General features: G+C 71.6%; 20 protein-coding genes, 1 tRNA gene and 1 pseudogene. 9 read left to right on the top strand and 13 right to left on the bottom strand.

Annotated elements, in window-relative coordinates:
* Window positions 1-150: 150 nt before the first annotated feature.
* The 3 genes and pseudogenes from ACIP4O_RS26630 to ACIP4O_RS26620 form a co-directional block, all read right to left on the bottom strand.
* Window positions 151-1,059, bottom strand: a pseudogene (locus ACIP4O_RS26630) (hypothetical protein); the annotation flags it as partial.
* Between the two features lie 690 nt (window positions 1,060-1,749).
* Window positions 1,750-3,285 carry a DUF2252 domain-containing protein gene (locus ACIP4O_RS26625; RefSeq protein WP_401578221.1) on the bottom strand — a complete coding sequence of 512 codons (1,536 nt, stop codon included), beginning with the start codon at window positions 3,283-3,285 and terminating at the stop codon, window positions 1,750-1,752.
* 188 nt (window positions 3,286-3,473) lie between these two features.
* Window positions 3,474-3,884, bottom strand: coding sequence for a winged helix-turn-helix transcriptional regulator (locus tag ACIP4O_RS26620; protein WP_401578219.1), 411 nt, complete (start codon window positions 3,882-3,884; stop codon window positions 3,474-3,476).
* A 163-nt stretch (window positions 3,885-4,047) separates the two neighbouring features.
* On the opposite strand from ACIP4O_RS26620, the gene ACIP4O_RS26615 reads away from it, so the two are divergent.
* Window positions 4,048-4,695: an FMN-dependent NADH-azoreductase gene (locus ACIP4O_RS26615; protein WP_401578217.1), complete on the top strand. Its 648-nt coding sequence runs from the start codon at window positions 4,048-4,050 to the stop codon at window positions 4,693-4,695.
* Window positions 4,696-4,882: 187 nt separating this feature from the next.
* Here the strand turns inward: ACIP4O_RS26615 and ACIP4O_RS26610 are convergent.
* Window positions 4,883-4,966: transfer RNA gene (locus ACIP4O_RS26610), tRNA-Leu, on the bottom strand.
* A gap of 647 nt (window positions 4,967-5,613) precedes the next feature.
* Between ACIP4O_RS26610 and ACIP4O_RS26605 the strand changes: the two genes are divergently transcribed.
* The 6 genes from ACIP4O_RS26605 to pknB all read left to right on the top strand — a co-directional run bounded on the left by ACIP4O_RS26605 (window position 5,614) and on the right by pknB (window position 13,792).
* Window positions 5,614-6,465: an FhaA domain-containing protein gene (locus tag ACIP4O_RS26605; RefSeq protein WP_401578215.1), complete on the top strand. Its 852-nt coding sequence runs from the start codon at window positions 5,614-5,616 to the stop codon at window positions 6,463-6,465.
* Window positions 6,466-6,475: 10 nt separating this feature from the next.
* A complete protein-coding gene (locus ACIP4O_RS26600; protein WP_361332684.1) occupies window positions 6,476-6,997 on the top strand; it encodes an FHA domain-containing protein in 522 nt (173 codons plus the stop codon).
* A gap of 160 nt (window positions 6,998-7,157) precedes the next feature.
* Window positions 7,158-8,702: a PP2C family protein-serine/threonine phosphatase gene (locus ACIP4O_RS26595; protein ID WP_401578213.1), complete on the top strand. Its 1,545-nt coding sequence runs from the start codon at window positions 7,158-7,160 to the stop codon at window positions 8,700-8,702.
* 25 nt (window positions 8,703-8,727) lie between these two features.
* Window positions 8,728-10,155, top strand: coding sequence for an FtsW/RodA/SpoVE family cell cycle protein (locus tag ACIP4O_RS26590; RefSeq protein WP_401578211.1), 1,428 nt, complete (start codon window positions 8,728-8,730; stop codon window positions 10,153-10,155).
* Window positions 10,152-11,603, top strand: coding sequence for a peptidoglycan D,D-transpeptidase FtsI family protein (locus ACIP4O_RS26585; protein WP_401578209.1), 1,452 nt, complete (start codon window positions 10,152-10,154; stop codon window positions 11,601-11,603). Before ACIP4O_RS26590 ends, ACIP4O_RS26585 begins: the two co-directional genes overlap by 4 nt.
* Window positions 11,604-11,839: 236 nt before the next feature.
* Window positions 11,840-13,792 (top strand): Stk1 family PASTA domain-containing Ser/Thr kinase, encoded by a 1,953-nt coding sequence (gene pknB, locus ACIP4O_RS26580; RefSeq protein WP_401578207.1) that lies wholly within the window; start codon window positions 11,840-11,842, stop codon window positions 13,790-13,792.
* A gap of 121 nt (window positions 13,793-13,913) precedes the next feature.
* Here pknB and ACIP4O_RS26575 read toward each other — a convergent pair whose 3' ends face one another.
* From ACIP4O_RS26575 to ACIP4O_RS26555, 5 genes are all read right to left on the bottom strand, one after another.
* On the bottom strand, window positions 13,914-14,666 hold the full coding sequence (locus ACIP4O_RS26575; RefSeq protein WP_401578205.1) for a class E sortase: 753 nt from the start codon (window positions 14,664-14,666) through the stop codon (window positions 13,914-13,916).
* 34 nt (window positions 14,667-14,700) lie between these two features.
* Window positions 14,701-15,768: a class E sortase gene (locus ACIP4O_RS26570; RefSeq protein ID WP_401578204.1), complete on the bottom strand. Its 1,068-nt coding sequence runs from the start codon at window positions 15,766-15,768 to the stop codon at window positions 14,701-14,703.
* The gene (locus ACIP4O_RS26565) at window positions 15,765-16,430 is read right to left on the bottom strand and encodes an aminodeoxychorismate/anthranilate synthase component II (RefSeq protein ID WP_401578202.1); all 666 of its coding nucleotides are present in this window, start codon (window positions 16,428-16,430) and stop codon (window positions 15,765-15,767) included. The genes ACIP4O_RS26570 and ACIP4O_RS26565 overlap by 4 nt, the downstream gene beginning before the upstream one ends.
* The gene (locus ACIP4O_RS26560; protein ID WP_361332699.1) at window positions 16,427-16,603 is read right to left on the bottom strand and encodes a hypothetical protein; all 177 of its coding nucleotides are present in this window, start codon (window positions 16,601-16,603) and stop codon (window positions 16,427-16,429) included. Before ACIP4O_RS26560 ends, ACIP4O_RS26565 begins: the two co-directional genes overlap by 4 nt.
* Before the next feature lie 280 nt (window positions 16,604-16,883).
* Window positions 16,884-17,666, bottom strand: a complete 783-nt coding sequence (locus tag ACIP4O_RS26555) for a DUF881 domain-containing protein (protein ID WP_401578200.1) — start codon at window positions 17,664-17,666, stop codon at window positions 16,884-16,886.
* Window positions 17,667-17,825: 159 nt separating this feature from the next.
* Between ACIP4O_RS26555 and crgA the strand changes: the two genes are divergently transcribed.
* Window positions 17,826-18,086, top strand: coding sequence for a cell division protein CrgA (crgA, locus tag ACIP4O_RS26550; RefSeq protein WP_030996046.1), 261 nt, complete (start codon window positions 17,826-17,828; stop codon window positions 18,084-18,086).
* Between the two features lie 423 nt (window positions 18,087-18,509).
* Here crgA and ACIP4O_RS26545 read toward each other — a convergent pair whose 3' ends face one another.
* Both ACIP4O_RS26545 and ACIP4O_RS26540 read right to left on the bottom strand, forming a co-directional pair.
* Window positions 18,510-19,544, bottom strand: a complete 1,035-nt coding sequence (locus tag ACIP4O_RS26545; RefSeq protein ID WP_401578198.1) for a rhomboid family intramembrane serine protease — start codon at window positions 19,542-19,544, stop codon at window positions 18,510-18,512.
* 224 nt (window positions 19,545-19,768) lie between these two features.
* A complete protein-coding gene (locus ACIP4O_RS26540) occupies window positions 19,769-20,296 on the bottom strand; it encodes a peptidylprolyl isomerase (protein ID WP_401578196.1) in 528 nt (175 codons plus the stop codon).
* Window positions 20,297-20,551: 255 nt separating this feature from the next.
* Here ACIP4O_RS26540 and ACIP4O_RS26535 point away from each other — a divergent pair, with 255 nt between their 5' ends.
* Entirely contained in the window at window positions 20,552-21,241 is a 690-nt protein-coding gene (locus ACIP4O_RS26535) for a DUF5324 family protein (protein WP_361332708.1), read from the top strand.
* 174 nt (window positions 21,242-21,415) lie between these two features.
* Here the strand turns inward: ACIP4O_RS26535 and ACIP4O_RS26530 are convergent, their stop codons facing one another.
* Window positions 21,416-22,798, bottom strand: coding sequence for a helix-turn-helix domain-containing protein (locus ACIP4O_RS26530; RefSeq protein WP_401578194.1), 1,383 nt, complete (start codon window positions 22,796-22,798; stop codon window positions 21,416-21,418).
* 47 nt (window positions 22,799-22,845) lie between these two features.
* A complete protein-coding gene (locus ACIP4O_RS26525; RefSeq protein ID WP_401578192.1) occupies window positions 22,846-23,145 on the bottom strand; it encodes a hypothetical protein in 300 nt (99 codons plus the stop codon).
* Window positions 23,146-23,158 lie beyond the last annotated feature (13 nt).

Genomic DNA, 23,158 nt, shown 5'->3' with positions numbered 1-23,158 from the left:
GTTCGCGGGGTTCGGGGCGGGCCCGGCCTGCTCCGTGCCCGTAGCCGTACCCGTACTCATACCGGCGTCCGTCGTCGTGCTCGTACCCGTGTCCGCCGCGCCCTCCCCCGTACCGCCGGCGCCCGGTGCCTCTCCCGAGGTCCAGCGGAGCAGTTCGTGCTCCTTCTCGGCGACCTGGGCGAGGAGTTGCTCGGCGACCTCCTCGATGAGGCGGTCCGGGTCGTCGGGCGCGAGGCGGAGCATCGAGCCGATCGCGCTCTCCTCCAGCTCGTGCGCCACCGCCGCGATCATGTCCTTGCGCTGCGCCAGCCACTCCAGGCGCGCGTACAGCTCCTCGCTGCGGCTCGGGAAAACCGGCTGGGGCGCCGGGCCCGACTCCCACTCGGTGGCGAGCGCGCGCAGCGCGGCCTCGTCGCCGCGCCCGTACGCCGTGGTGACGCGGCTGATGAACTCGTCCCGCCGCGCGCGTTCCTTCTCGTCCTGTACGAGGTCGGGGTGGGCCTTGCGGACGAGTTCGCGGTAGAGCGCGCGGGCCTCCTCGCTCGGCCGGACGCGCTCCGGGGGGCGCACGGGCTGCTCGGTGAGCATCGCGGCGGCCTCGGGCCACAGGCCCTCCGCGCCCATCCAGCCGTGGAACAGCTCCTCGACGGCGGGCATCGGCATGGCCTCCGCACGCAGCCGCGCGGCGGTGAGCCGGTCCTCGTCACTGCCGGTGCGTGCCGCGCGGGCCTCGGCGATGAGCGCGTCCAGTTCGTCGAGACGGGCGTAGACGGGGCCGAGGCGCTGGTGGTGGAGACGGGAGAAGTTCTCGACCTCGATACGGAAGGTCTCGACGGCGATCTCGTACTCGATGAGCGCCTGTTCGGCGGCGCGGACGGCCCGCTCCAGGCGCGCCTCGGGGCGGGGGGTTCCGTCGGCGGGTGCTTCTCCGGCGGGGGATGTCCCGTCGGGCGATCCGGCAGCCGGTGCGGAGGGTGAGGCGGGGTCCGGGGCGGGGGAGGCGCCGCCCTGCGGCGTCGGCGGGGCGGGCTGCGGGGACTCGTCTTCCGGGGTCGTCACCAGGCCAGCCTAGGTCACGCGGCGGATGATATGAGGGTTTGGGTTTCCGGGCCGAAATCTGTGAATAACTCCGCTGATTTTCCAGCCGCGTTCAGCCTCACGGGTGAGAGGTTTCACGGGTTCGCCGAAGTTGTCCACAGATGGGGGCGGAGGGGTGGGGTGGGGGTGGTGGGGGCTGAAAGAATGGTCTCAGGGGAGCCCCCCGGGTGGGTGGGGGCTGTCCGCGGCGGGGGCGTGGGGCTGTCCGCGGCGGGGGCGTGGGGCTGTCCGCGGCGGGGGCGTGCGGCTGTCCGCGGCGGGGACGTGCGGCTGTCCGCGGCGGGGGCGTGCGGCTGTCCGCAGCGGGGGCGTGCGGCTGTCCGCAGCGGGGGCGTGCGGCTGTCCGCAGCGGGGGCGTGCGGCTGTCCGCAGCGGGGGCGTGCGGCTGTCCGCGGCGGGGGCGTGGGGCGCCGACGGGTTGCCCACAGGCCAGCGGAGACCTGCCTCCGGGCCAGCACAGCGGCCCGCCCGCAGGCCAGCACAGCAGCCTCCCTGCGTGCGAGCACAGCGCCCCGCCCAACCCACCACGACGCCCCGCACCCAACCCACCACACCCCAGCCCCCATCGGGCCCCGCCCCACACCCCCCACACCCCAGCCCCCATCGCGCCCCGCCCCGCACCCAGCGCGCGCTAGCACTCCCCCCTCCACCTCACCGCCCCGCCACAAACCGCGCGTGATCCCCCTCCGTCACATCCGCGTACGCGCGGGCGAATCCCCCCACCGCCTCCTCGAACTCCCCGCCCTTTCCGCAATATCCAGCGATCACCCGGGGGTCAGCCGTGTGCGCATGGGCCCGCGCCAGCAGCGCTCCCGTCATCCGCGCGTAGTCGTCCAGCTCCGCCGGAGCCAGTGACACCGGATCGACACTGCCCTTCCGGTTCCTGAACTGCCGCACCTGGTACGGACGTTCCCCGATCGTCGTCCAGCCCAGCAAGTGATCGCTGACGACCTGCATCCGCCGCTGCCCGAGCACCACGCGCCGCCCCTCGTGCGTCACGGGTTCCGGCGCGGGGAAACCGGCCGTCCCGAGGTGCGGCAGGAGCACCGAGGGGCGCGCCTCCTTCACCTGGAGGACGAGCGCCTCGCCCCGGTGGTCGAGGAGCAGCGCCACGTACGAGCGTGTGCCGACGCTGCCCGTGCCGACGACGCGGAAGGCGACATCGTGCACCGCGTAACGCGCGAGGAGCGGCAGCCGGTCCTCGGCGATCGTCCCGAGCCAGTCGCCGAGCGCCCGCACGACGGCCGGCGCCTCCGCGTCCCCGACGCGGCGCAGCACGGGCGGCGCGTCCACGAAGCGCCGCCCGCCGTCCGGCGTCGCCTCGGTCGAACGCGCCGCGAAGCGCGCGCTCGTATTGCGCCGCGCCTTCGCCGCGACGCGCGCGAGCGTGCCCGCGAGGTCCTTCGCGTCGGCGTGCGAGACCAGGCTTTCGTCGGCGACGGCGTGCCAGGCGTCGAGCGCCGGTAGCTTCGCGAGCAACCGCATCGTGTGCCGGTACGCGCCGGCCGCGTCGCGCGCCGCGTCCGCGCACACCTCCTCGCTCGCCCCCGCCTCGCGCCCCGCGAGCACGAGCGAGGTCGCGAGCCGCTTCACGTCCCATTCCCAGGGCCCGTACGCGGTCTCGTCGAAGTCGTTCAGGTCGATGACGAGTTCGCCGCGCGCGTCCCCGTAGAGCCCGAAGTTCGCCGCGTGCGCGTCGCCGCACAGCTGGGCACCCACGCCGGTGACGGGCGTGCGCGCGAGGTCGTACGCCATCAGCCCGGCCGCTCCCCGCAGGAAGGCGAAGGGGCTCGCGGCCATCCGCTCCGCCCGCAGCGGCGTGAGCGCGGGCAACCGCCCCCGGTTCGACTCCGCCACGACATCGACCGGATCGGGCCGCGCCGGATCGCGCACGAACTCCGCGTGCGCGGCGCGCGGCACCCGCTCGCGCAGCGACTTCCCGTACGCCTTCCCACCCCCGGCGCCACTGCGCCGCGCGAAACCGGCCACCTCGGGTATCCGCCCCGGCCCCGCCTCGGCGCCCGCTGCGACAGGTATCACCGCCGGGCCCTCGGTACTCGTCGCGGCGCCCGCCTCCGTACGGGACGCGGCGCCCACCGCCGTACGAATCGCGGCGCCCACCCCCGTTCGGGGCGCCCCTCCCGCGCGGTTCTCCGCCGCCGTGTCCGTCGCCACCGTCTCCGTCATGCGCCGACCGCCCCCTCGTCCGCGCGCCCTCCCGTTCCCACGGGGTTCCCGTTCCCACGGGGTACGGGTTCCGGGCGCTGTACGTGTGGCAGGCACCCTACGACGTACGCGTGGCAGGCACCCTACGACGCGGATTCCACCGCCGCCGTCGCCGGCCCACGCGCCTCAGCGGCGGCAGGCCCCGTGCCTCAGCACCCCGCGTCCGCGTCCCCCGTCGCCCGGCGGGCCGCCGCGCGGGCCGCCGTGCAGGGGGAGCCCACGTCCTCCAGGTAGTGCTCCGCCCAGTCGCCGAGCGAGGCGAGCGAGGGGCCGAGCGCTTCGCCGGCCTCGGTGAGGCGGTAGCTGACGCGCAGCGGTGGGCCCTCGTCCACCTCGCGTACGACGAGGCGCGCGCCCGCGAGTTCGGTGAGGCGGTCGGAGAGCATCCGCTCGCTGATGCCGGGAACGGCCCGGCGCAGATCGGCGAAGTGCGCGGGACCCGGGATCAGCACGGCGACGATCAGCCCGGTCCAGCGTTTGCCCAGCAGGTTGAAGACGAGGGTCATCCCTCTGCCGACCTCGGTGCACGCCGCGTCGCTCTCCGCCGCCTTCTCCGCCATGCCTCCCAGGGTACCGCCCGCCAGCTGACTACTGCGGAAAAGTAAGCACCTGTGTTATTACTAGTTCCAGAGAAAAGTTCACGCATCGGCATGCCCCCGGCATGCCCCCGGCATGCCTCGCCGTACCGCCCGGAGTACGACGCACCTCACACCTGGAGTCCCCATGGCAACCCTGCTGCACATCGACTCGGCCCTCGCCCCTCAGCAGTCCTCCTCGCGCGAGGTCGGCGCGGCCTTCGTCAAGAACTGGCTGGAGGCGCACCCGGGCGGCACCGTCGTCCACCGCGACCTCGCCGCCCACCCCGTGCCGCACCTCGACTGGGACGCCCTCTCCGCCGGCCTCGTGCCCGCCGAGCGGCACACCGAGGAGCAGCGCGCGGCCGTCGCGGCGCGCGAGGAGCTGGTCGCCGAGCTGGAGGCCGCCGACGCGGTGCTGCTCGCCGCGCCCATGTACAACTTCTCGATCCCCTCGACGCTCAAGGCGTGGCTGGACCAGGTCATCGTGGTCGGGCGCACCGGTGGCGCCGAGGGCACCGTCAAGGGGCTGCCGTTCACCGTGATCGCGAGCCGTGGCGGTTCGTACGCGCCCGGGACGCCGCGCGAGAGCTTCGAGTTCGTGACGAACTACGTCGAGAAGGTGCTCACCGGGATGCTGGGTGCCGAGGTCGACTTCATCGTGCCCGAGCTGACGCTGGCACCGGTGAAGGAGGAGCTGGCGGAGCTGCGGCCGCTGGCGCGGGCGAGCCGGGAGAAGGCCTTCGAGGAAGCGGACGTCAAGGCGAAGGCGCTGGCCGCGCGACTGGCTGTGTGAAAGCTGGCTGTGTGAAAGCTGGGCGTGGGAGAGCTGGCTGTGTGAGAGCTCACGCTCCGGCGGCGCGGGGTCCGGGGCCCGTCCCGGACCCCGCACCCACCGGCTCAGCGGCGTCAGCAGTGGCTGAACTCACAGCGGCCGTACGAAAAGAGGCGGCACCGTTTTCACGGTGCCGCCTCTTACTGTGTGCGCGAGGGGGGAGTTGAACCCCCACGCCCTTTCGGGCACTGGAACCTGAATCCAGCGCGTCTGCCTATTCCGCCACCCGCGCAAATTGGGTGTTGCCGCCGTGTTGCCCTGGCGACATCAGAAGATTAGCACGCTGACCGGGTCGGATTCATCTCGCTTCCGGTGACCCCCACCACCCCGCCGACCGCCGCCGAAACACCCCGCCACCCGCCCACGAAGCCCGCCCCCGTACGCGGCGCCCCCGCCCCCGCCGCACCAACGCGACAAGGAGCCGCCCCGCCCTCGTACGCGCCCCCGCCCCCCGTACGCGGCCCCCCGCCCCCACCCGAAGCGCCCCCACCCGCCCCCTTCGCTCCCGCCCCCCGACCCCGCCCCCGCGCAGCTCGTGGCCGAGGTGGGGGACACTGGGCGGTGAGCGGCTTTACGATCCCTGTTCGAGAGGGCGGGGACGGAAGCGGCCCACGGTCCAACGCCGCGTATCTGTACCGGATTCGGCGCACTCGCGGCGCTGTCGGCGGGTACGTCTTGTGAGGGGCGACACTCGTGACCGGGGGCGACAGGGGGAACCACCCGTTTTCCCCGCGCGTGGATACGATCAGTAAGCAGTACCAGTAGCAGGACCGGGGCGGACCCGGAGCAGGACAGCGACAGAACCGCAGCAGCACGGACGAAGTACAAGACGCGGTACAGACGTAGTACAGCGACGAGCACGGCTTGGGAGGTGCCCTCATGGGAGTCATGAAACGGTTCGAGCAGCGCCTCGAAGGTCTGGTCAACGGCACCTTCGCGAAGGTCTTCAAGTCCGAGGTGCAGCCCGTCGAGATCGCCGGAGCGCTTCAGCGCGAGTGCGACAACAACGCGACGATCTGGAACCGTGACCGGACCGTCGTGCCCAACGACTTCATCGTCGAGCTGAGCGCCCCCGACTTCGAGCGCCTCAGCCCGTACTCCGGACAGCTCGGCGACGAGCTGGCGGGCATGGTGCGCGACTACGCGCAGCAGCAGCGGTACACCTTCATGGGCACCATCAAGGTCCATCTGGAGCGCGCCGAGGACCTCGACACCGGCCTCTACCGCGTCCGCAGCCGCACGCTCGCCTCCAGCACCAGCGCCGAGGCCCCGCAGCAGCCGTACCAGCAGTCGCACCCGCAGCCGCCCCAGGCCGCACCGCCCGGCTACGGCTACCCGCCCCGCCCCGCGAGCGCGCCGCCGATGCCCCAGGGCCCGCCCCCCGGCCAGCCCCACGCCCAGCCCGTGCGCCCCGCGCCCGTGCCCGGCGGCGGCTTCGGCGGGCAGGACCGGACCAGACGCTGGGTGGAGATCAACAACAACCGCCACCAGATCACCCGCTCGACGCTGGTGCTCGGCCGCAGCACCGAAGCCGATGTGCGGATCGACGACCCCGGCGTCTCGCGCCGGCACTGCGAGATCCGGACCGGAACGCCCTCGACGATCCAGGATCTCGGGTCCACCAACGGCATCGTGGTGGACGGGCAGCACACCACCCGCGCTACGCTCCGCGACGGCTCACGGATCGTCGTGGGCAACACGACCATTATTTTCCGGCAAGCCGAAGGGTGAAGCGGGGGCAATGTCAGAGCTGACCCTGACGGTCATGCGGCTGGGTTTCCTGGCTGTTCTGTGGCTGTTCGTCATCGTGGCCGTCCAGGTCATCCGCAGCGACCTGTTCGGTACGCGCGTCACCCAGCGCGGTTCGCAGCGCCGGGCCCAGCGCGGGGGTGGCGACGGGGGCCGGGCACGCGCCGCGAGCAGCCCCCCGCCGCAGCGCCAGCAGCAGGGCGGCAGGCAGCGCAGGGGCGCGCCCACCAAGCTGATCATCAGCGAGGGCAGTCTCACGGGCACGACGGTCGCCCTCCAGGGGCAGACCATCACGCTCGGCCGCGCGCACGACTCCACGATCGTCCTCGACGACGACTACGCCTCCAGCCGCCATGCCAGGATCTACCCCGATCGCGACGGGCAGTGGATCGTCGAGGACCTCGGTTCCACCAACGGCACCTACCTGGACCGCAACCGGCTCACCACGCCGGTCCCCGTCCCGCTGGGCGCGCCGATCCGCATCGGCAAGACCGTGATCGAGCTGCGGAAGTAGTACGACAGATGAGCGAGCGGAGCGAGCGAACCCCGGCGGTCACGAAGGCGTCCGCCGCGGCGGTCCCCGACGCGGAACCGACCGTGCTCCCGACCGGAGGGTGGGCAGTGTGGCTCGACAGGACCGGTTGTCCCCGGACCAGCCGAGAGGCGAGGTACGCATGAGTCTTTCCCTGCGTTTCGCCGCCGGCTCGCACAAGGGCATGATCCGTCAGGGCAACGAGGACTCCGGCTACGCCGGTCCCCGGCTGCTCGCCATCGCCGACGGCATGGGCGGCGCGGCGGCGGGCGAGGTGGCCAGCTCCGAGGTGATCTCCTCGCTCGTCGATCTCGACGACGAGATCCCCGGCTCCGACATCCTCACCTCGCTCGGCGTCGCCGTGCAGCGCGCCAACGAGCGGCTGCGCCTCATGGTCGAGGAGGACCCCCAGCTCGACGGCATGGGCACGACGCTCACCGCGCTGCTGTGGACCGGTCAGCGCCTCGGCCTCGTCCACGTCGGGGACTCGCGCGCGTACCTGCTGCGCGACGGCGTCCTCACCCAGATCACCCAGGACCACACCTGGGTCGCGCGCCTCGTCGACGAGGGCCGGATCACCGAGGAAGAGGCCACGACGCACCCGCAGCGCTCGCTGCTCATGCGCAACCTCGGCAGCGCCGACCAGGTCGAACCCGACCTCTCGATCCGCGAGGTACGGCCCGGCGACCGCTACCTGCTCTGCTCCGACGGTCTCTCCGGCGTCGTCAGCCACCAGACGATGGAGGAGACGCTCGCCAGCTACCAGGGCCCGCAGGAGACGGTCCAGGACCTGATCCAGCTCGCGCTGCGCGGCGGCGGCCCCGACAACGTGACGGTCATCGTCGCCGACGTCCTCGACGTCGACCACGCCGACACCATGTCCGTCGCCCTCAACGACACCCCCGTCGTCGTCGGCGCCGTGGCGGAGAACCAGCACCAGTCCCACGACGACGGCGCGATGCAGACCCCGGCCGGTCGCGCCTCGGGCCTCGGCCGCCAGGCCCAGGGCCCCGGCGGCTACGGCTCCGCGGGCTCCGGCGCCGCGCCCTCGTACGCCCCCGAGGACTGGGATGACGAAGGCGAGTACGGCAAACCGCGCGGCGGCAGGCGCTGGCTCAAGCGGAGCCTGTGGACCGTCGTCGCGCTCGCCGTGATCGGCGGCGGCCTCTACGGCGGCTACCGCTGGACCCAGAACCAGTACTACGTGGGCGTCGAGGACGACCACGTCGCCCTCTACCAGGGCATCAGCCAGGACCTGGCCTGGATCGACCTCTCGAAGGTCGACCGCTCCCACCCCGAGATCGAACTCAAGTACCTGCCGCCCTACCAGCAGAAGCAGGTCGAGAGCACGATCACGGAGTCCTCGCGCGCCGAGGCCCAGAAGAAGATCGACGAGCTGGACACCCAGGCCGGGGCGTGCAAGAAGGACGCCGAGCGCCGCAAGGCCGCCGCGAAGGCCCAGGCCGAGAAGGAGGCCAGGGACAAGCGCGCGAAGGAGCAGCGGGAGAAGGAGCAGCAGGGCAGCGCGGGCACCCCGCAGGGCGCCACCCCGGGCGCCACGCCCGGTGGCACGAGCACCGCGAACCCCGTCGCCTGGCACGCCACCACGACCGCAGCAAGCCCGTCGCCCGGCCCCAGCCTCTCGGAGGAAGAGCAGAAGCTGGTCCCGCTGTGCGGAAAGCAGTAAGCGCCACAGGGGGCCGGATCACACCATGAGCAGCAGTACGACACAGACCTCGACCATCGGTTCCATCGGCGCGCCCAGCCGCCGCAACACCGAACTCGCCCTTCTCGTCTTCGCCGTCGTCATCCCCGTCTTCGCCTACGCGAACGTCGGGCTCGCGATCGACGGCTCCCTCCCCGCGGGCCTGCTCGGCTACGGGATCGGCCTCGGCCTCCTCGCGGGCGTCGCCCACCTCGCGGTGCGCCGCTTCGCCCCGTACGCCGATCCGCTGCTCCTGCCGCTCGCGACGCTCCTCAACGGGCTGGGGCTCGTGATCATCTGGCGGCTGGACCAGTCCGAGCGGCTCCAGCAGGCGAGGACCTTCGCACCCGCCGCGCCCAAGCAGCTCATGTACTCGGCGATCGGCATCGCGCTCTTCGCCGGGGTGCTCCTGGTCCTCAAGGACCACCGCATCCTTCAGCGGTACACGTACATCTCGATGGTCGGCGCGCTCGTCCTGCTGCTCCTGCCGCTCGTGCCGGGGCTCGGGGCGCCCTCGACGTTCGGCGCGAAGATCTGGATCCACGTCGGCAGTTTCTCGATCCAGCCCGCCGAGTTCGGCAAGATCGTCATCGCGGTCTTCTTCTCCGGCTACCTCATGGTGAAGCGGGACGCGCTCGCCCTCGCGAGCCGCCGCGTCCTCGGCGTCTACCTGCCGCGCGGGCGCGACCTCGGCCCGATCATCGTCGTATGGGTCGTGTCGATCCTCATCCTGATCTTCGAGACCGACCTCGGTACCTCGCTGCTCTTCTTCGGGATGTTCGTCGTCATGCTGTACGTGGCGACCGAGCGCACGAGCTGGATCATCTTCGGTCTGCTGATGTCGGCGGTCGGCGCGGTCGGCGTCGCCTCCTTCGAACCGCACGTGCACCAGCGCGTCCAGGCGTGGCTCGACCCGATGAACGAGTTCCGGCTCAGTCAGAAGGGTGTCCTCGGCCACACCGAGCAGTCCATGCAGGCGCTGTGGTCCTTCGGCTCGGGCGGCACCCTCGGCACCGGCCTCGGTCAGGGCAATTCCGACCTCATCGGCTTCGCGGCGAACTCCGACTTCATCCTCGCGACCTTCGGCGAGGAACTCGGGCTCACCGGCATCATGGCCCTCCTGATCATCTACGCGCTGGTCGTCGAACGAGGCATGCGCACCGCGCTCGCCGCCCGCGACCCCTTCGGCAAGCTCCTCGCCGCGGGACTCTCCGGCGCCTTCGCGATCCAGGTCTTCGTCGTCGCGGGCGGCGTCATGGGCCTCATCCCGCTCACGGGTATGACGATGCCCTTCCTCGCCTCGGGCGGTTCCTCGATCATCGCCAACTGGGCGCTCTTCGCCATCCTGCTCCGCATCAGCGACACCGCCCGCAGACCGGCCCCAGCGCCCGCTCCCAACTCCGATGCCGAGATGACGCAGGTGGTCCGCCCGTGAACAAGCCGCTCCGCCGTATCGCGATCTTCTGCGGGCTGCTCGTCCTGGCCCTGCTGCTGCGCGACAACTGGATCCAGTACGTCAAGGCCGACAGCCTCCAGAGCGACGAGGCCAATCCCCGCGTCACCATCGAGCGCTACGCCCAACCGCGCGGCGACATCATCGCCGACGGCAAGCCGGTGACCGGCTCGAAGAACACCAACGGGATCAGCTACAAGTACAAGCGGACCTGGAAGAACGGCCCCATGTGGGCGCCGGTGACCGGCTACTCCTCGCAGCTCATCGGGGCCACGCAGCTGGAGAGCCTCAACGACGACATCCTCACCGGCAACGACGACCGGCTCTTCTTCCGCCGCACGCTCGACATGATCACCGGCAAGAAGAAGCAGGGCGGCAACGTCGTCACGACGATCAACACCGCCGCGCAGAAGGCCGCGTTCGACGGGCTCGGCTCCAAGAAGGGCGCGGTCGCCGCGATCGACCCCTCGACGGGCGCGATCCTGGCGCTGGCCTCGACGCCCTCGTACGATCCCTCGTCCTTCGCCGGGATCTCCACCAAGGACGGCGAGACCTTCTCGAAGCTGGAGAAGGACAAGGACAAGCCGCTCATGAACCGCGCGCTGCGCGAGACGTACCCGCCGGGCTCGACCTTCAAGGTGGTGACGGCGGCGGCGGCGCTGGAGAGCGGCAAGTACCAGCCGGACCAGAAGACGGACACGCCGCTGCCGTGGATCATGCCCGGCACGAACACGCCGCTGCCCAACGAGGGGAGCATCCCCTGCAAGGACGCGACGCTGCGCAACGCGCTCAAGTACTCGTGCAACACCGTCTTCGGCAAGATCGGCGCCGACCTCGGCCAGGACGCGATGCTGGAGGAGGCCGAGAAGTTCGGCTTCAACGCCAAGCACGACGTCCCGGTGCGCTCCGCCGCCTCGAACTTCTCCAAGGACATGACGCCCGACGGCGTCGCGCAGTCCTCCATCGGCCAGTTCAACACGGCGGCGACCCCGCTCCAGATGGCCATGGTCGCCTCGGCGGTCGCCAATGACGGCAAGCTCATGAAGCCGTACATGGTGAGCGAGCTCCAGTCGCCGAGCCTCGACACGATCGAGAAGACCGAGCCGAAGGAGATGAGCCGCCCGCTGTCGGCGGAGAACGCGCAGAAGCTCCAGTCGATGATGGAGACCGTCGTCAACGAGGGCACGGGAACCAACGCGAAGATCCCCGGCGTCACCGTGGGCGGCAAGACGGGTACGGCGCAGCACGGTGTCGCCAACAGCGAGCTGCCCTACGCCTGGTTCGTCAGCTACGCCAAGACCGACCAGGGGTCCCCGGTCGCCGTCGCCGTCGTGGTCGAGGACGGCTCCGCCAACCACGACGACATCTCCGGCGGCGGCCTCGCCGCGCCGATCGCGAAGTCGGTCATGGAGGCGGTCATCAAGAAGTGACCCCCGCGTGCCCCGGGGGCAGGGACCCCGCCGTGGAGGCAGTGACCGAAATCGCCCCTCACGGGTGAAGCCGGTCACGGGCCGGCCGCATCCGCGCACGTGGCGGTACCGGTCCGGTATCAGCTTCCCGGTCCGGGCCGGGAGGCGTGGTACGGGACGGGTACGGTAAGCCGGACAGCACACCGCCGGACCACACACGGGTGCGGTCGGGATCGACGGAGAGGGCTGGATCAGTTATGGAAGAGCCGCGTCGCCTCGGCGGCCGGTACGAGCTGGGCCACGTGCTCGGCCGCGGTGGCATGGCCGAGGTGTACCTCGCCCACGACACCCGTCTCGGCCGCACCGTAGCGGTCAAGACCCTGCGCGTCGATCTCGCCCGTGATCCCTCGTTCCAGGCCCGGTTCCGGCGTGAGGCCCAGTCCGCCGCCTCGCTCAACCACCCGGCGATCGTCGCGGTCTACGACACCGGCGAGGACTACGTCGACGGCGTCTCGATCCCGTACATCGTCATGGAGTACGTGGACGGCTCGACGCTGCGCGAGCTGCTGCACTCCGGGCGCAAGCTGCTGCCCGAGCGCTCGATGGAGATGACCATCGGCATCCTCCAGGCGCTGGAGTACTCGCACCGCGCCGGGATCGTGCACCGCGACATCAAGCCCGCGAACGTCATGCTGACGCGCACCGGACAGGTCAAGGTCATGGACTTCGGCATCGCCCGCGCGATGGGCGACTCCGGTATGACGATGACGCAGACCGCCGCCGTCATCGGCACCGCGCAGTACCTCTCCCCCGAGCAGGCCCAGGGCGAGACGGTCGACGCGCGCTCCGACCTGTACTCGACGGGCTGTCTGCTCTACGAACTGCTCACCGTACGGCCCCCGTTCATCGGGGACTCGCCCGTCGCGGTCGCCTACCAGCACGTGAGGGAGGAGCCGCAGCCGCCGAGCGTCTTCGACCCCGAGATCACGCCCGACATGGACGCGATCGTGCTCAAGGCGCTCGTGAAGGACCCCAACTACCGCTACCAGTCCGCCGACGACATGCGCGCCGACATCGAGGCGCTCCTCGAAGGCCGCCCCGTCGCCGCGAGCGCCGCGATGGGCATGGCGGGCGCGGGCGGCGGCTACGGCTACGGCGGCGACCAGCCGACGCAGGCGTTCAACGCGCAGAACGGCGCGGGGCCCACCTCGATGCTGCCCCCGGTCAACCCGGACGACGGCGGCTACGGCTACGGCGAGGAGCCGCGCGGACGGCGCCGGCAGGCCCCGCCGAAGAAGAACCACACCTCGACGATCCTCCTCGTCGTCGCCGGTGTCCTCGTCCTCGTCGGCGCGATCCTCATCGGCAGCAAGTTCATCGGGGGCGACGACAAGGGGAACGACAAGGTCGCCGCGCCGAGCTACGTCGGCAAGACCTTCGCCGAGGCGAAGCTCATGGCCCAGAACAGCGGCGACTTCGACCTGAAGCGGGTCAGCGAGCCCTGCAAGGACCAGCCCGCGAAGAAGGTCTGCAAGCAGGACCCGGTCGCGGGCACGGAGGTCGACAAGGGCTCCACGATCACGCTCACCATCTCCACGGGCGCCCCCAAGGAGACCGTCCCCGACGTCACCGGGCTCACCTACGAGACGGCGCAGGCCAAGCTCCAGAAGCTCGGTTTCGAGGTGAAGCAGGAGACGAAGGAGTCGGAGCAGAAGGAGGGCGTGGTCATCGAGCAGAGCCCGAACGGTGACACCGACCTCCAGATCGGCAAGACGATCACGCTCACCGTCGCCCGCGCGAAGAAGACGGTCACGGTCCCGAGTGTCGTCAACCAGAGCTGCGACGACGCGACGGCCCAGCTGGAGGAGAGCGGTCTCAAGGCGAACTGTGTCGAGAAGGAGAACGACACCGTCCCCGAGGGCACCGTCTTCGAGCAGAGCCTCCAGCCGAACACGCAGGCCGACCCGGGCTCCGTGGTGACCCTCTCGCAGGCCAAGAAGCCGGCCGAGCCCGAGAAGGTCAAGATCCCGGACGACATCGGCGGCAAGACCCTCCAGGAGGTCCAGGGCATCCTCGGCGGCCTCGGCCTCCAGGTGAACGTCCAGCCGGGCCTGCCCAGCGACCCGGGCTCCAAGGTCATCAACTCCAACCCGGGACCGGGCTCGGAGGTCGACAAGAACACGCCGGTGACGGTCTTCACGATGCCGTGAGCCGGTAGCCGGCAGGCGGTACGGCTCGCGGGCGTACTACGGCTCGCAGGCGTACGAGGAAGGGGCGCCCCCATCGCGGGGGCGCCCCTTCCTCGTACGCGCAGACGTCCTCGTCCGTTCGCTACCGCAGCTCCACCGGCGGCGTCCGCTTCGCGTCGACAGGATCGACCCGCTCCAGTTTTCCCCACACGATGTAGCGGTAGTTCGACGTGTAGACCGGCGTGCACGTCGTGAGCGTGATGTACCTGCCGGGCTTCTTCACGCCCGCCTTCCTCGGCACCTGGTCGAGCACCTCGACGTCGTACTTCGAGGTCTGCGGGAGGATCGCGAAGACGCGGTAGACGTACCAGCGGGTCTTCGACTCGAAGACGATCGAGTCGCCCTTCTTGAGCTTGTCGATGTTGTGGAACTTCGCGCCGTGCCCGTCGCGGTGCGCGGCGAGCGTGAAGTTCCCCTTCTCGTCCTGCGGCAGCGCGGACTTGACCGGGTCGGTGTAGTAACCGGCGACTCCGTCGTTGAGGATGTCCGTCGAGGTGCCCTTCTTGACCAGCACCTCGCCGTTCTTCATCGCCGGTACGTGCAGGAAGCCGATGCCGCTCTTCGTGTCGAGCGCCCCGGGCCCCTGCTTCGGCTGCTGTGCCCAGTGGTCGCGCACGCGGTCGCCCTGCCGGTCCGCCTCGTGGTCGGCGACGACGTTCGTCCACCACAGCGAGTAGACGACGAAGAGGGCGAGGACGAGCCCGGCGGTGATCAGCAGCTCGCCGAGGAAGCCGACGAACCCGGCGGCCCTGCTCCGGCGCGGTCGCCCGGCGGGCGCGGACGGCCCCGTGTCCGCGCCGTCCGCCGGCGCTGCCTCGTTTCTGGTTGCCGACACTGTGTACGCCCCGTTCCTCGGCCCGCGCGCCCGCTCACAGCAGCGCGTCGGGCTTGCCTTCGCCGCGCGGTCGTTCCTCGACCATCTTGCCCCAGACGATCATCCGGTACGTACTGGTGAATTCGGGGGTGCAGGTCGTCAGGGTGAGGTAGCGGCCCGGCCCCGTGAAGCCCGATCCGGCCGGTACGGGGCGCAGGACGGCGGTGTTCGCGGGCGAGGTCTGCGGCAGGACGCTCGTCATCTTGTACACGAAATACGTATCGCGAGTTTCTACGACGATCGGGTCACCGGGTTTGAGCCGATTGAGGTACCGGAAGGGCTCTCCGTGCGTGTTGCGGTGCCCCGCGAGCGCGAAGTTGCCGCTCTTCGCGGCCGGCATCGCGGTCTTGAGCGCGCCCTGCCCGTAGTGGCCGACCATCCCCTTGTCGAGGACCTTCGCCTTGCTGACGCCCTCGGCGATCGGCACGACGACGTCGAGCTTGGGGATCGTGAGGATCGCGAAGCCCTCGCCGGGCTGGAAGACGCCGGGGCTGCGCTTGCCGTCGGCCCAGTCGTCCTGGAGCCGGTGCGCGGCCCCGTTCGCCTCGTGGTGCGCGCGCACGTTCGTCCACCACAGCTGGTACGCGACGAAGAGGAGCATCACGAGGCCCAGCGTGATGAAGCCCTCGCCGAGCGCCGCGCTCGCCCGGGTCCCGGCGCTCGGCCTGCGCGCCCGCTCCGCCCTGCGCGCCTCGACACGGCTCAGCGGGCGCCCGTCCGGCGAGGCGGCGGCGCTCGCGTCGGGGGTGGCACTCGCGGCGGCGCGGCGGTGTCCCGCGGCCCGGCGGCGGCCACGGCCGCCCTTCGCGGCGGCACGGCGGCGCGCGGCACGGCCCTCGCCCAGGGCCCGCGCGGGCGCGGGGATCGCCGTACGGGCCTCGGCGAGGTCCCCGGGCAGCCGCAGCGCCATCGTCGCCTCGTCCCGTACCGCCGCCTCCGGCGGTACGAGCGCCTCCGACGGTACGGGCGTCTGCGGCAGTACCGGCGTGCCCATGACCGGCGTGTCCGTTAACGGCGCCTCCGGCTCGCGTCCCGTCTCGTGCTCGGGCCGCAGCGCGGTCACGCCGAGGCCCTGCCCACCACCGGCGCGAGTCCGGCCGAGCGGCCGACCGCGCCCGGGTCGCCGCAGGCGGTGAGCCAGTTGGCGAGCATGAGGTGCCCGTGCTCGGTGAGCACCGACTCGGGGTGGAACTGCACGCCTTCGACCGCGTGTTCACGGTGGCGTACGCCCATGATGATCCCGTCGCGGGTGCGCGCGGTGACCTCCAGGACGGCGGGCAGCTCGGCGGGCTCGGCGGCGAGCGAGTGGTACCGCGTCGCGGTGAAGGGCGAGGGGAGCCCGGAGAAGACGCCGCCGCCCTCGTGGAGCACCTCGGAGGTCCGTCCGTGGAGCAGCTCGGGGGCCCGGCCCACGACGCCCCCGTACGCGACGACCATCGACTGCATCCCGAGGCAGACCCCGAAGACCGGCAGCCGGGTGGCACCGCAGTGCCGCACCATCTCGACGCACACCCCGGCCTCCTCGGGGGTGCCGGGGCCCGGGGAGAGCAGGACGCCGTCGTAGCGCGCGGGATCGGCGTCGGCGGTGCTCACCTCGTCGTTGCGCAGCACCTCGCACACGGCGCCGAGCTGGTGGAGGTACTGGACGATGTTGAAGACGAAGCTGTCGTAGTTGTCGACGACGAGCACCCGGCTCGCGGTACGGGCGGGGGCCTCGGTGGTCATCGCACTGCTCGCATTCCCTGGTCGACGGTGACGTCGTTGAAGGGGAGCAGCGGCTCCGCCCACGGGAAGACGTACTGGAAGAGGAGGAAGACCACGGCGAGGGCGAGGACGAGCGAGAGGAGCGCCTTGGTCCACGCGTTGCCCGGCAGGTGCCGCCAGATCCACCCGTACATGTGCCGCGCCGCCCCTGCCGTCGTCCGTGTCGCTCTTGTCGCTGTTGTCGCCCGGCCGTTCCTGGCCGTCCCCCCGGGCCTTCCCGAAGGCGCGGGGGTGCGGCCCCAGCCTAAGGGGAGGCGGGCCCGCCGCGTGGGCGTGCTGCGGAAAGCCTTGGTGCGGCGCGAGGTTGTTCTTTACCCTGCGGGACCTCGCGCGGCCTGACGGGGGTCTCGCGCGGCCTGACGGGGGTCTCGCGGGGCCTCACGGCGCATCACGAGGGCTTTCTCACGCGGGCTCTCAGTCCACCGGCTCCGCGTAGTGCAGGTCCACGGTGCCCGTGTAGCCGGGGAGGGTCTTGGTGCCTTCGTCCTCGGCCTTCCAGCCGAGCCCGTAGGCGTTGACGTAGAGCATGTAGTTCTGGATCGCGGAGGACTCCGAGAGGGCCGTGCGCAGCTTGTCGGGGTCACCGACGGCGGTGATCTTGTAGGGCGGCGAGTAGACGCGGCCTTGGAGGATCAGGGTGTTGCCCACGCAGCGCACCGCGCTCGTGGAGATGAGCCGCTGCCCCATGACCTCGATGCCGCGCGCCCCGCCCTGCCACAGCGCGTTGACGACCGCCTGGAGGTCCTGCTGGTGGATGACGAGGTCATTGGGCTGCGGCTCCGGGTAGCCCGGCAGCTTGGGACCGGCGTCCGGCGGCGCGTCCTGGAGCGTGACGGACACGGTCTTGCCGCGTACGGGACGGGTGCCCGCGCTGTCCTCGATCCTGGTCAGCCGCTCGTCCTCGGCCTCGCTGCGTCCGTCGTCGCGGGCGGCGAGCGACTCGACGCGACGGCGCAGCGCGGTGTTCTCGCGCTCGGCGTCGCCGTTCTTGTCGCTGCGCTCCTTGATGAGGTCGGAGAGCTTGAGGAGCGAGGCGTCGGTACGGATGTTGGTGCCGCGCGCGGTGTGGAAACTCGTGAAGAAGATCAGCCCGGCGAGGGCGAAGACCGCGAGCGTGAGGATTCTCGCGGGGCGGAAGCGGAACCCGTGGCCTCCGGGGCTGGATCGCTTCGGGGGGGAGTCGGCAGAATTGCTCAACGTACCCTGATCTCCTTCGGCGCCGTGGAAGCACTACGCTAACGGACGCCCGGAGGGCCCCGGGGTCCGCCCGAGCGCCCGAAGAGCGCCCGCCCCGTTCCCTGCGGCCGGCCTCGCACGGCTCCGCACCGAACAGCGCATCGACAGGAGAGCCCCCTCGTGCCGAAGTCCCGTATCCGCAAGAAGGCCGACTACACGCCGCCGCCGGCCGCGAAGCAGCAGGCCACGACGGTCAAGCTCAGCAACGGAAGCTGGGTCGCCCCGCTGATGCTGGCGATGTTCGCCCTCGGGCTCGCCTGGATCGTCGTCTTCTATGTGACGGACGGCAGTCTGCCGATCGACTCGCTCGACAACTGGAACATCCTCGTCGGCTTCGGCTTCATCGCCGCGGGCTTCGGCGTATCGACCCGCTGGAAGTAGCGCGCGGGCCGCAGCGGCCGGGGTCCTGATCCAACGGGACTCCGGCCTTCGGCATGCCCGCGGACCCGTCGGCACACAAGCCCTGCCCTGAGTTATCCACAGCGCTATCCACACTGGGGAAAAGTTCAGACGATCTGTGGATAACTCTCGGAGAGTTGACGCCGGTATGACTGCCGAGGGCACCGCCAGCCCCCCCTAGCGCGCACGTTCGAATGCCGGTCCATGCGGAGCACCCCTCCCGAAACCGCAGGTCACGGTATGTACGGCAGCAGCCACCCGGTGAACTCCGCACCGAATCCACACCCCGCGCCGCCTCCCGTGTACGAGCTGTGGACAACTCCGCCCGAACATTCGAACACCTGTGCATAAGCGGGGAGCGGGGGGCCGCTCAGGTGAGGGGCCAGGCGGGGACGGCCGGGGGTGTCAGGTGAGGGCCGCGGTCCGGGCGAGGACGCAGACGACGAGCCCGGCGAGGACGAGGGCGCACGTCCCCCACTGCACGAGCGCGCGGTGGCCGCGCGGCGCGTAGACGAGACCGGCGGTGACGAGCGTGCCGACGACGAGGCCGCCGATGTGCGCCTGCCAGGCGATGTTGCTCCAGCCGAAGGTGATGATCAGGTTGATCACGAGCAACGCGAGGAACGGCCGGAAGTCGGCGCGGACACGCAGCACGAGGATGCCGGTCGCGCCGAAGAGACCGAAGATCGCGCCGGAGGCACCGAGCGAGGCGGCCAGCGGACTGGCGAAGAGGAACGAGGCGACGCTGCCGCCCACTCCCGCCAGCAGGTAGAGGGTGAGGAAGCGAGCCCGGCCGAGCAGCGCCTCGATCGGGCCACCGAGCATCCACAGGCTCAGCATGTTGAGCCCGATGTGCCACACCTCCTCGTGCAGGAAGGTGGCGGTGAGCAGTCGGTACCACTCGCCCTCGGCGACCCCGATGGGCTCGGGGTAGGTCGGGAAACGGCCGACCATGACGAGGTCGTTGAGCAGCCGCACCGAATCGGGCGCGGCCTTCACCAGCACGAACACCGCGAGGTTGAGCGCGATCAGGATCTTGGTGACCAGCCGGGGATCGCCCTGCACCACCCCGCCCGCGAGCGTGCGCGGCCGGGCGTCCCCGCGCGGTACGCCGGCCCCGCCGCCACCCCGCTGCCACGGCCGGGGCACCCGCGCCGCGGTGCTCGCCCCACCGGGCGCCCCCGCGGGGGCCGGCACCGGGCCGCCGCCCTGCCGCACGCAGTCGGGGCACTGGAAGCCCACGGAGGCACTGACCATGCAGTCCGTGCAGATGGGTCGCTTGCAGCGGGTGCAGCGGATGCCCGTCTCACGGCCCGGGTGGCGGTAACACGCCGGGGCGCTCGCCCCGGGTCCGCCCGGTCCCTCGGCCCGGGGTCCGCCCGGTCCCGTCGGCTCCGCGCCCGGACCACCGGCGCCGCCGGGCTGGTCCTTCGGGTCCATGGGGCTCCTCCCTGAGCCGAGTGCGCCACCGCCGCTCGGCGGGGTCAGGACGTGGGCACGCCCCGTCCCCCTTGACGGATGGACGGGGCGTTTTGTTCCCGCCGCGCTTGGTTCCCGCTTGGGGAGCCGGAAAGCTCCGCTTGGGGACCCGGCGGCTCCGTAAACCCTGTCCGAAACCCTCGGGCCCGCGGAATCCCCGCGCGCCGAGACGCGCGAGAGCGGCCTCAGCGGCTCTCGATCACCACGTGCTCGATGACGGCGTCCTTGAGCGGACGGTCGGTGCGCGGGTTGGTGTCGGTCGTGGCGATCGCGTCGACGACCCGCTGGCTCGCCTCGTCCTCGACCGCGCCGAAGATCGTGTGCTTGTTGTTCAGCCAGTCCGGCTTGCTCACGGTGATGAAGAACTGCGAGCCGTTGGTGCCCGGGCCCGCGTTCGCCATGGCGAGCAGGTACTCGCGGTCGAAGCGCAGGTCGGGGTGGAACTCGTCGGCGAACTCGTAGCCGGGGCCACCGGTGCCGTTGCCGAGCGGGTCGCCGCCCTGGATCATGAAGTTCTCGATCACGCGGTGGAAGATCGTGCCGTCGTAGAGCGGCGCGTTGGTCTTCTCGCCGGTCGCCGGGTTGACCCACTCGCGCTCGCCCTTGGCCAGCTCGACGAAGTTCGCGACCGTCTTCGGGGCGTGGTTCGGCAGCAGCCGGACCTGGATGTCGCCGAAGGTGGTCTTGAGGGTGGCGTAAAGCTGCTCAGCCACGATGTGCCTTCCGTTGTCCTTGAAGCTCTCGCCCCGATCCTCGCACGGACGGGGCCGGAGGCCACGCCCCCTCGAACCTCCGTACGACAACGAGCGCGGCCGTCCGGTCCCGTCCCGGCCCCGCCGCCGAGCCGTCCCGGACCCCGGCTGACCCGGATGGCCCGCCACTTGGCCCCCCGTACGGCGATCCAGCGGGCATGATCGCGCCTGGGGTGGAAAGGTGAAATACCGTACGCCACCGAGGAGGAGGAACCCGTGACACGCATCGACAGCGTGCGCGCCGCGACGGGCTCGGCGAGGGAGAGCGTGCTGCACGCCGCGGAAGCGGTTGCTCCCTACGCCGACACCGCCCGTGAGCGCGCGACGCTCTACGCCGGTGAGGCCCGCGCCCGGCTCGCGCCGAAGGTCGCCCAGGCCGCCGACCAGGCCAAGGTCCAGTACGACGCCTACCTGGCCCCGCGCCTGGAGCAGGCCCGTACCCACATCCCGCCGCGCTTCGACGAAGCGGCGCAGCAGGCAGCGGTGCAGGCCCGCAAGGCCGCCAAGCACACCCGTAAGGCGGCCCACCAGGCCGCCGACTACTCCCGCCCGCGCATCGAGCAGGCCCGCGCCGCCGCGGCCCCGGTCGCGGAGGAGGCGAGCGCGCGCAGCGCCGCGGCACTCGCCGCACTGCGCGGCCAGGTCTCGCCGAAGGACGTGCGGAAGCTCGCCAAGAAGAACCAGCGCCGCCGCGGCGGTGGCTTCTTCAAGGGCATCGCCGTCGTCACCCTGCTCGCGGGCGGTGCCTACGCCGCCTGGAAGTGGTGGGACAAGCAGGCGAACCCGGACTGGCTCGTCGAGCCCCCGGCCCCCACCGAGGTCCCGGAGAGCGGCAGCCACCTCAGCGCGGTGGACGGCTCCCTCGACGCCGAGTCCCCGTCGAGCGCCGAGCCGAAGAAGGGCTGACCCCCACCTCCCGCACGCGTACGCCCCCGGACGGAGACCACTCCCGCCCGGGGGCTTTGCGCACCCCGGGCGATGTTCCACGTGAAACATCGGGAAGAGCCGCCCGGCGGATCGCGCGCCCCTGCCGTTCTCCTGTCAGCGGACCGGGCACCCCCAGCCCCGCCGTCGCCCACCTCACCGCGCCGCTGCCGTGAGGAGAGGTCCCCTCGGCAGCCCGGAGGGGGCGGGGACGGCCGAGGCAGCCCGCACAGTGTGCCGCACCAGGTTGAGCGCGGACACCGCCGCGCCCCGCGGAGTCGGGGGCTCCTCCCGGATCAGGCCACGCAGCAGCAGCATGTGCAGGAGGCGCGGGATCTCGGCGACCGGCCCTTCGAAGCCGCGCGCCAGCTGGTCCGTCGGCACCGGGCCGTCGTGTTGGGCGAGGGCCCGCAGGACGCGGGCCGAGGCGGGGCGTAGCTCGGCGACGGCGGAGCCGAGCAGCCTGCCCAGATCGGCTGAGGCGCCCGGCGCCTCCGCTTCGCCGGGCAGGAGCGGCTGAACGAGGTCGAGCGGCGCACTGCCCGCCGTCCGTGCCATCCGCTCCGGCGAGTACAGCGGGAGCCAGGCCGCCGCCAGTTCCAGAGCCAGCGGATGGCCGTCAAGGGCGCGGGCGATGAGTGTGGCCGACTCGATGGTGTCGGGGGTGTGCGCCAGCATGGGCCTGCTGAAGCGCAGGTGCGAGAGCAGCATCTCCGTCGCAGCGGATATCCCGAGCGGAGCCAGCGGCACGGTGCGGGCGCCGATGAAGGGCAACGGCGTCCGCGTCGTAATCAGCACCTGGAGCCCCGGACACCTGCCCAACAGGTGCAGCAAGGCGGCGTGGTCGGCAGCGGAAGGGCCGTAGTCGTCGAGGACGAGAAGGGTGCGACGCTGCCCGATCAGCTCCGCGAACTCGTCGATGGGGCCGGTGGTCAGCCGCTCCAGCGCCCAGTTCGTCAACAGCTCGCGGGGGGTGGCGTGCCCTGGGGAGCCCGGGACACGCCCCTCGCCCTGCGCGGAGATCCATAGCACCTGATGCGGTCCCTCGCCGCGGTAGCCGTGGGCGACCCCGAGAGCGAGCCTCGTCTTGCCCACTCCAGCGAGTCCCACCAGGCACATCAGCCGTTCGTGGTGCGAGAGCAACGCTTGGTTGATCATGGCCAGTTCGGGCTTCCGCCCCAAGAGCGGGCCCATCGGAACAGGCGGCCTGGCCACACCTTCCTGGTGCATCTGGGACACGGCGCTTCCCCCGGCGGGGCGGCCGGCGGCCGACTCCAGGAGCGCGCGCGGGGAGCCGCTGAGGGCCAGGGCATCCGCCAGCAGCCGGACCGTCTCCCTGCGAGGCCGCAGCACGCGTCCGATTTCGAGGTCGCGGATCGCGCGCACGCTCACCAGGGAGAGACCGGCGAGCTGCTCCTGTGTCAGGCCAGCCCGTTTACGGGCGGCTTGCAACGCCTCCGCGAAGGGGCCGTTCGTCGTGGCCGGGGCCGTCGCTCGCGGCGCCCGCGCACCTCCTGCGGACTCAGCTGTGAACTGCATCTCCTCATCCCCCTTCCTCACCAGGCAGACTGGCTCCGGTATTACAGTTATGCGGCGGTAAACGGAGTCGGCGCCAGGGGCGGCGGCGCGTCCCAGCCGAGGTCTGCCGGGGCGGCGGCACGAGCGGCCGGCGCGTCCCAGCCGAGGTCTGCCGGGGCGGCGGCACGAGCGGCCGGCGCGTCCCAGCCGAGGTCTGCCGGGGCGGCGGCACGAGCGGACACCGCGAGCACAGTGGTGACGGCTGCCGCGAGGGACAGGACCCAGGCGCCGGCACGACGGAGGACCGTGCCGCGAGGGCGGCAGGTGTGGACCCGGACCTGGAGTGCGGTGATGTCGGTGTTAAGCATTCTTCCCCCTGTT

The sequence above is a fragment of the Streptomyces sp. NPDC088923 genome, assembly GCF_044749745.1.
Classification (GTDB): domain Bacteria; phylum Actinomycetota; class Actinomycetes; order Streptomycetales; family Streptomycetaceae; genus Streptomyces.
This window is presented reverse-complemented; position numbering and strand designations above follow the sequence as displayed.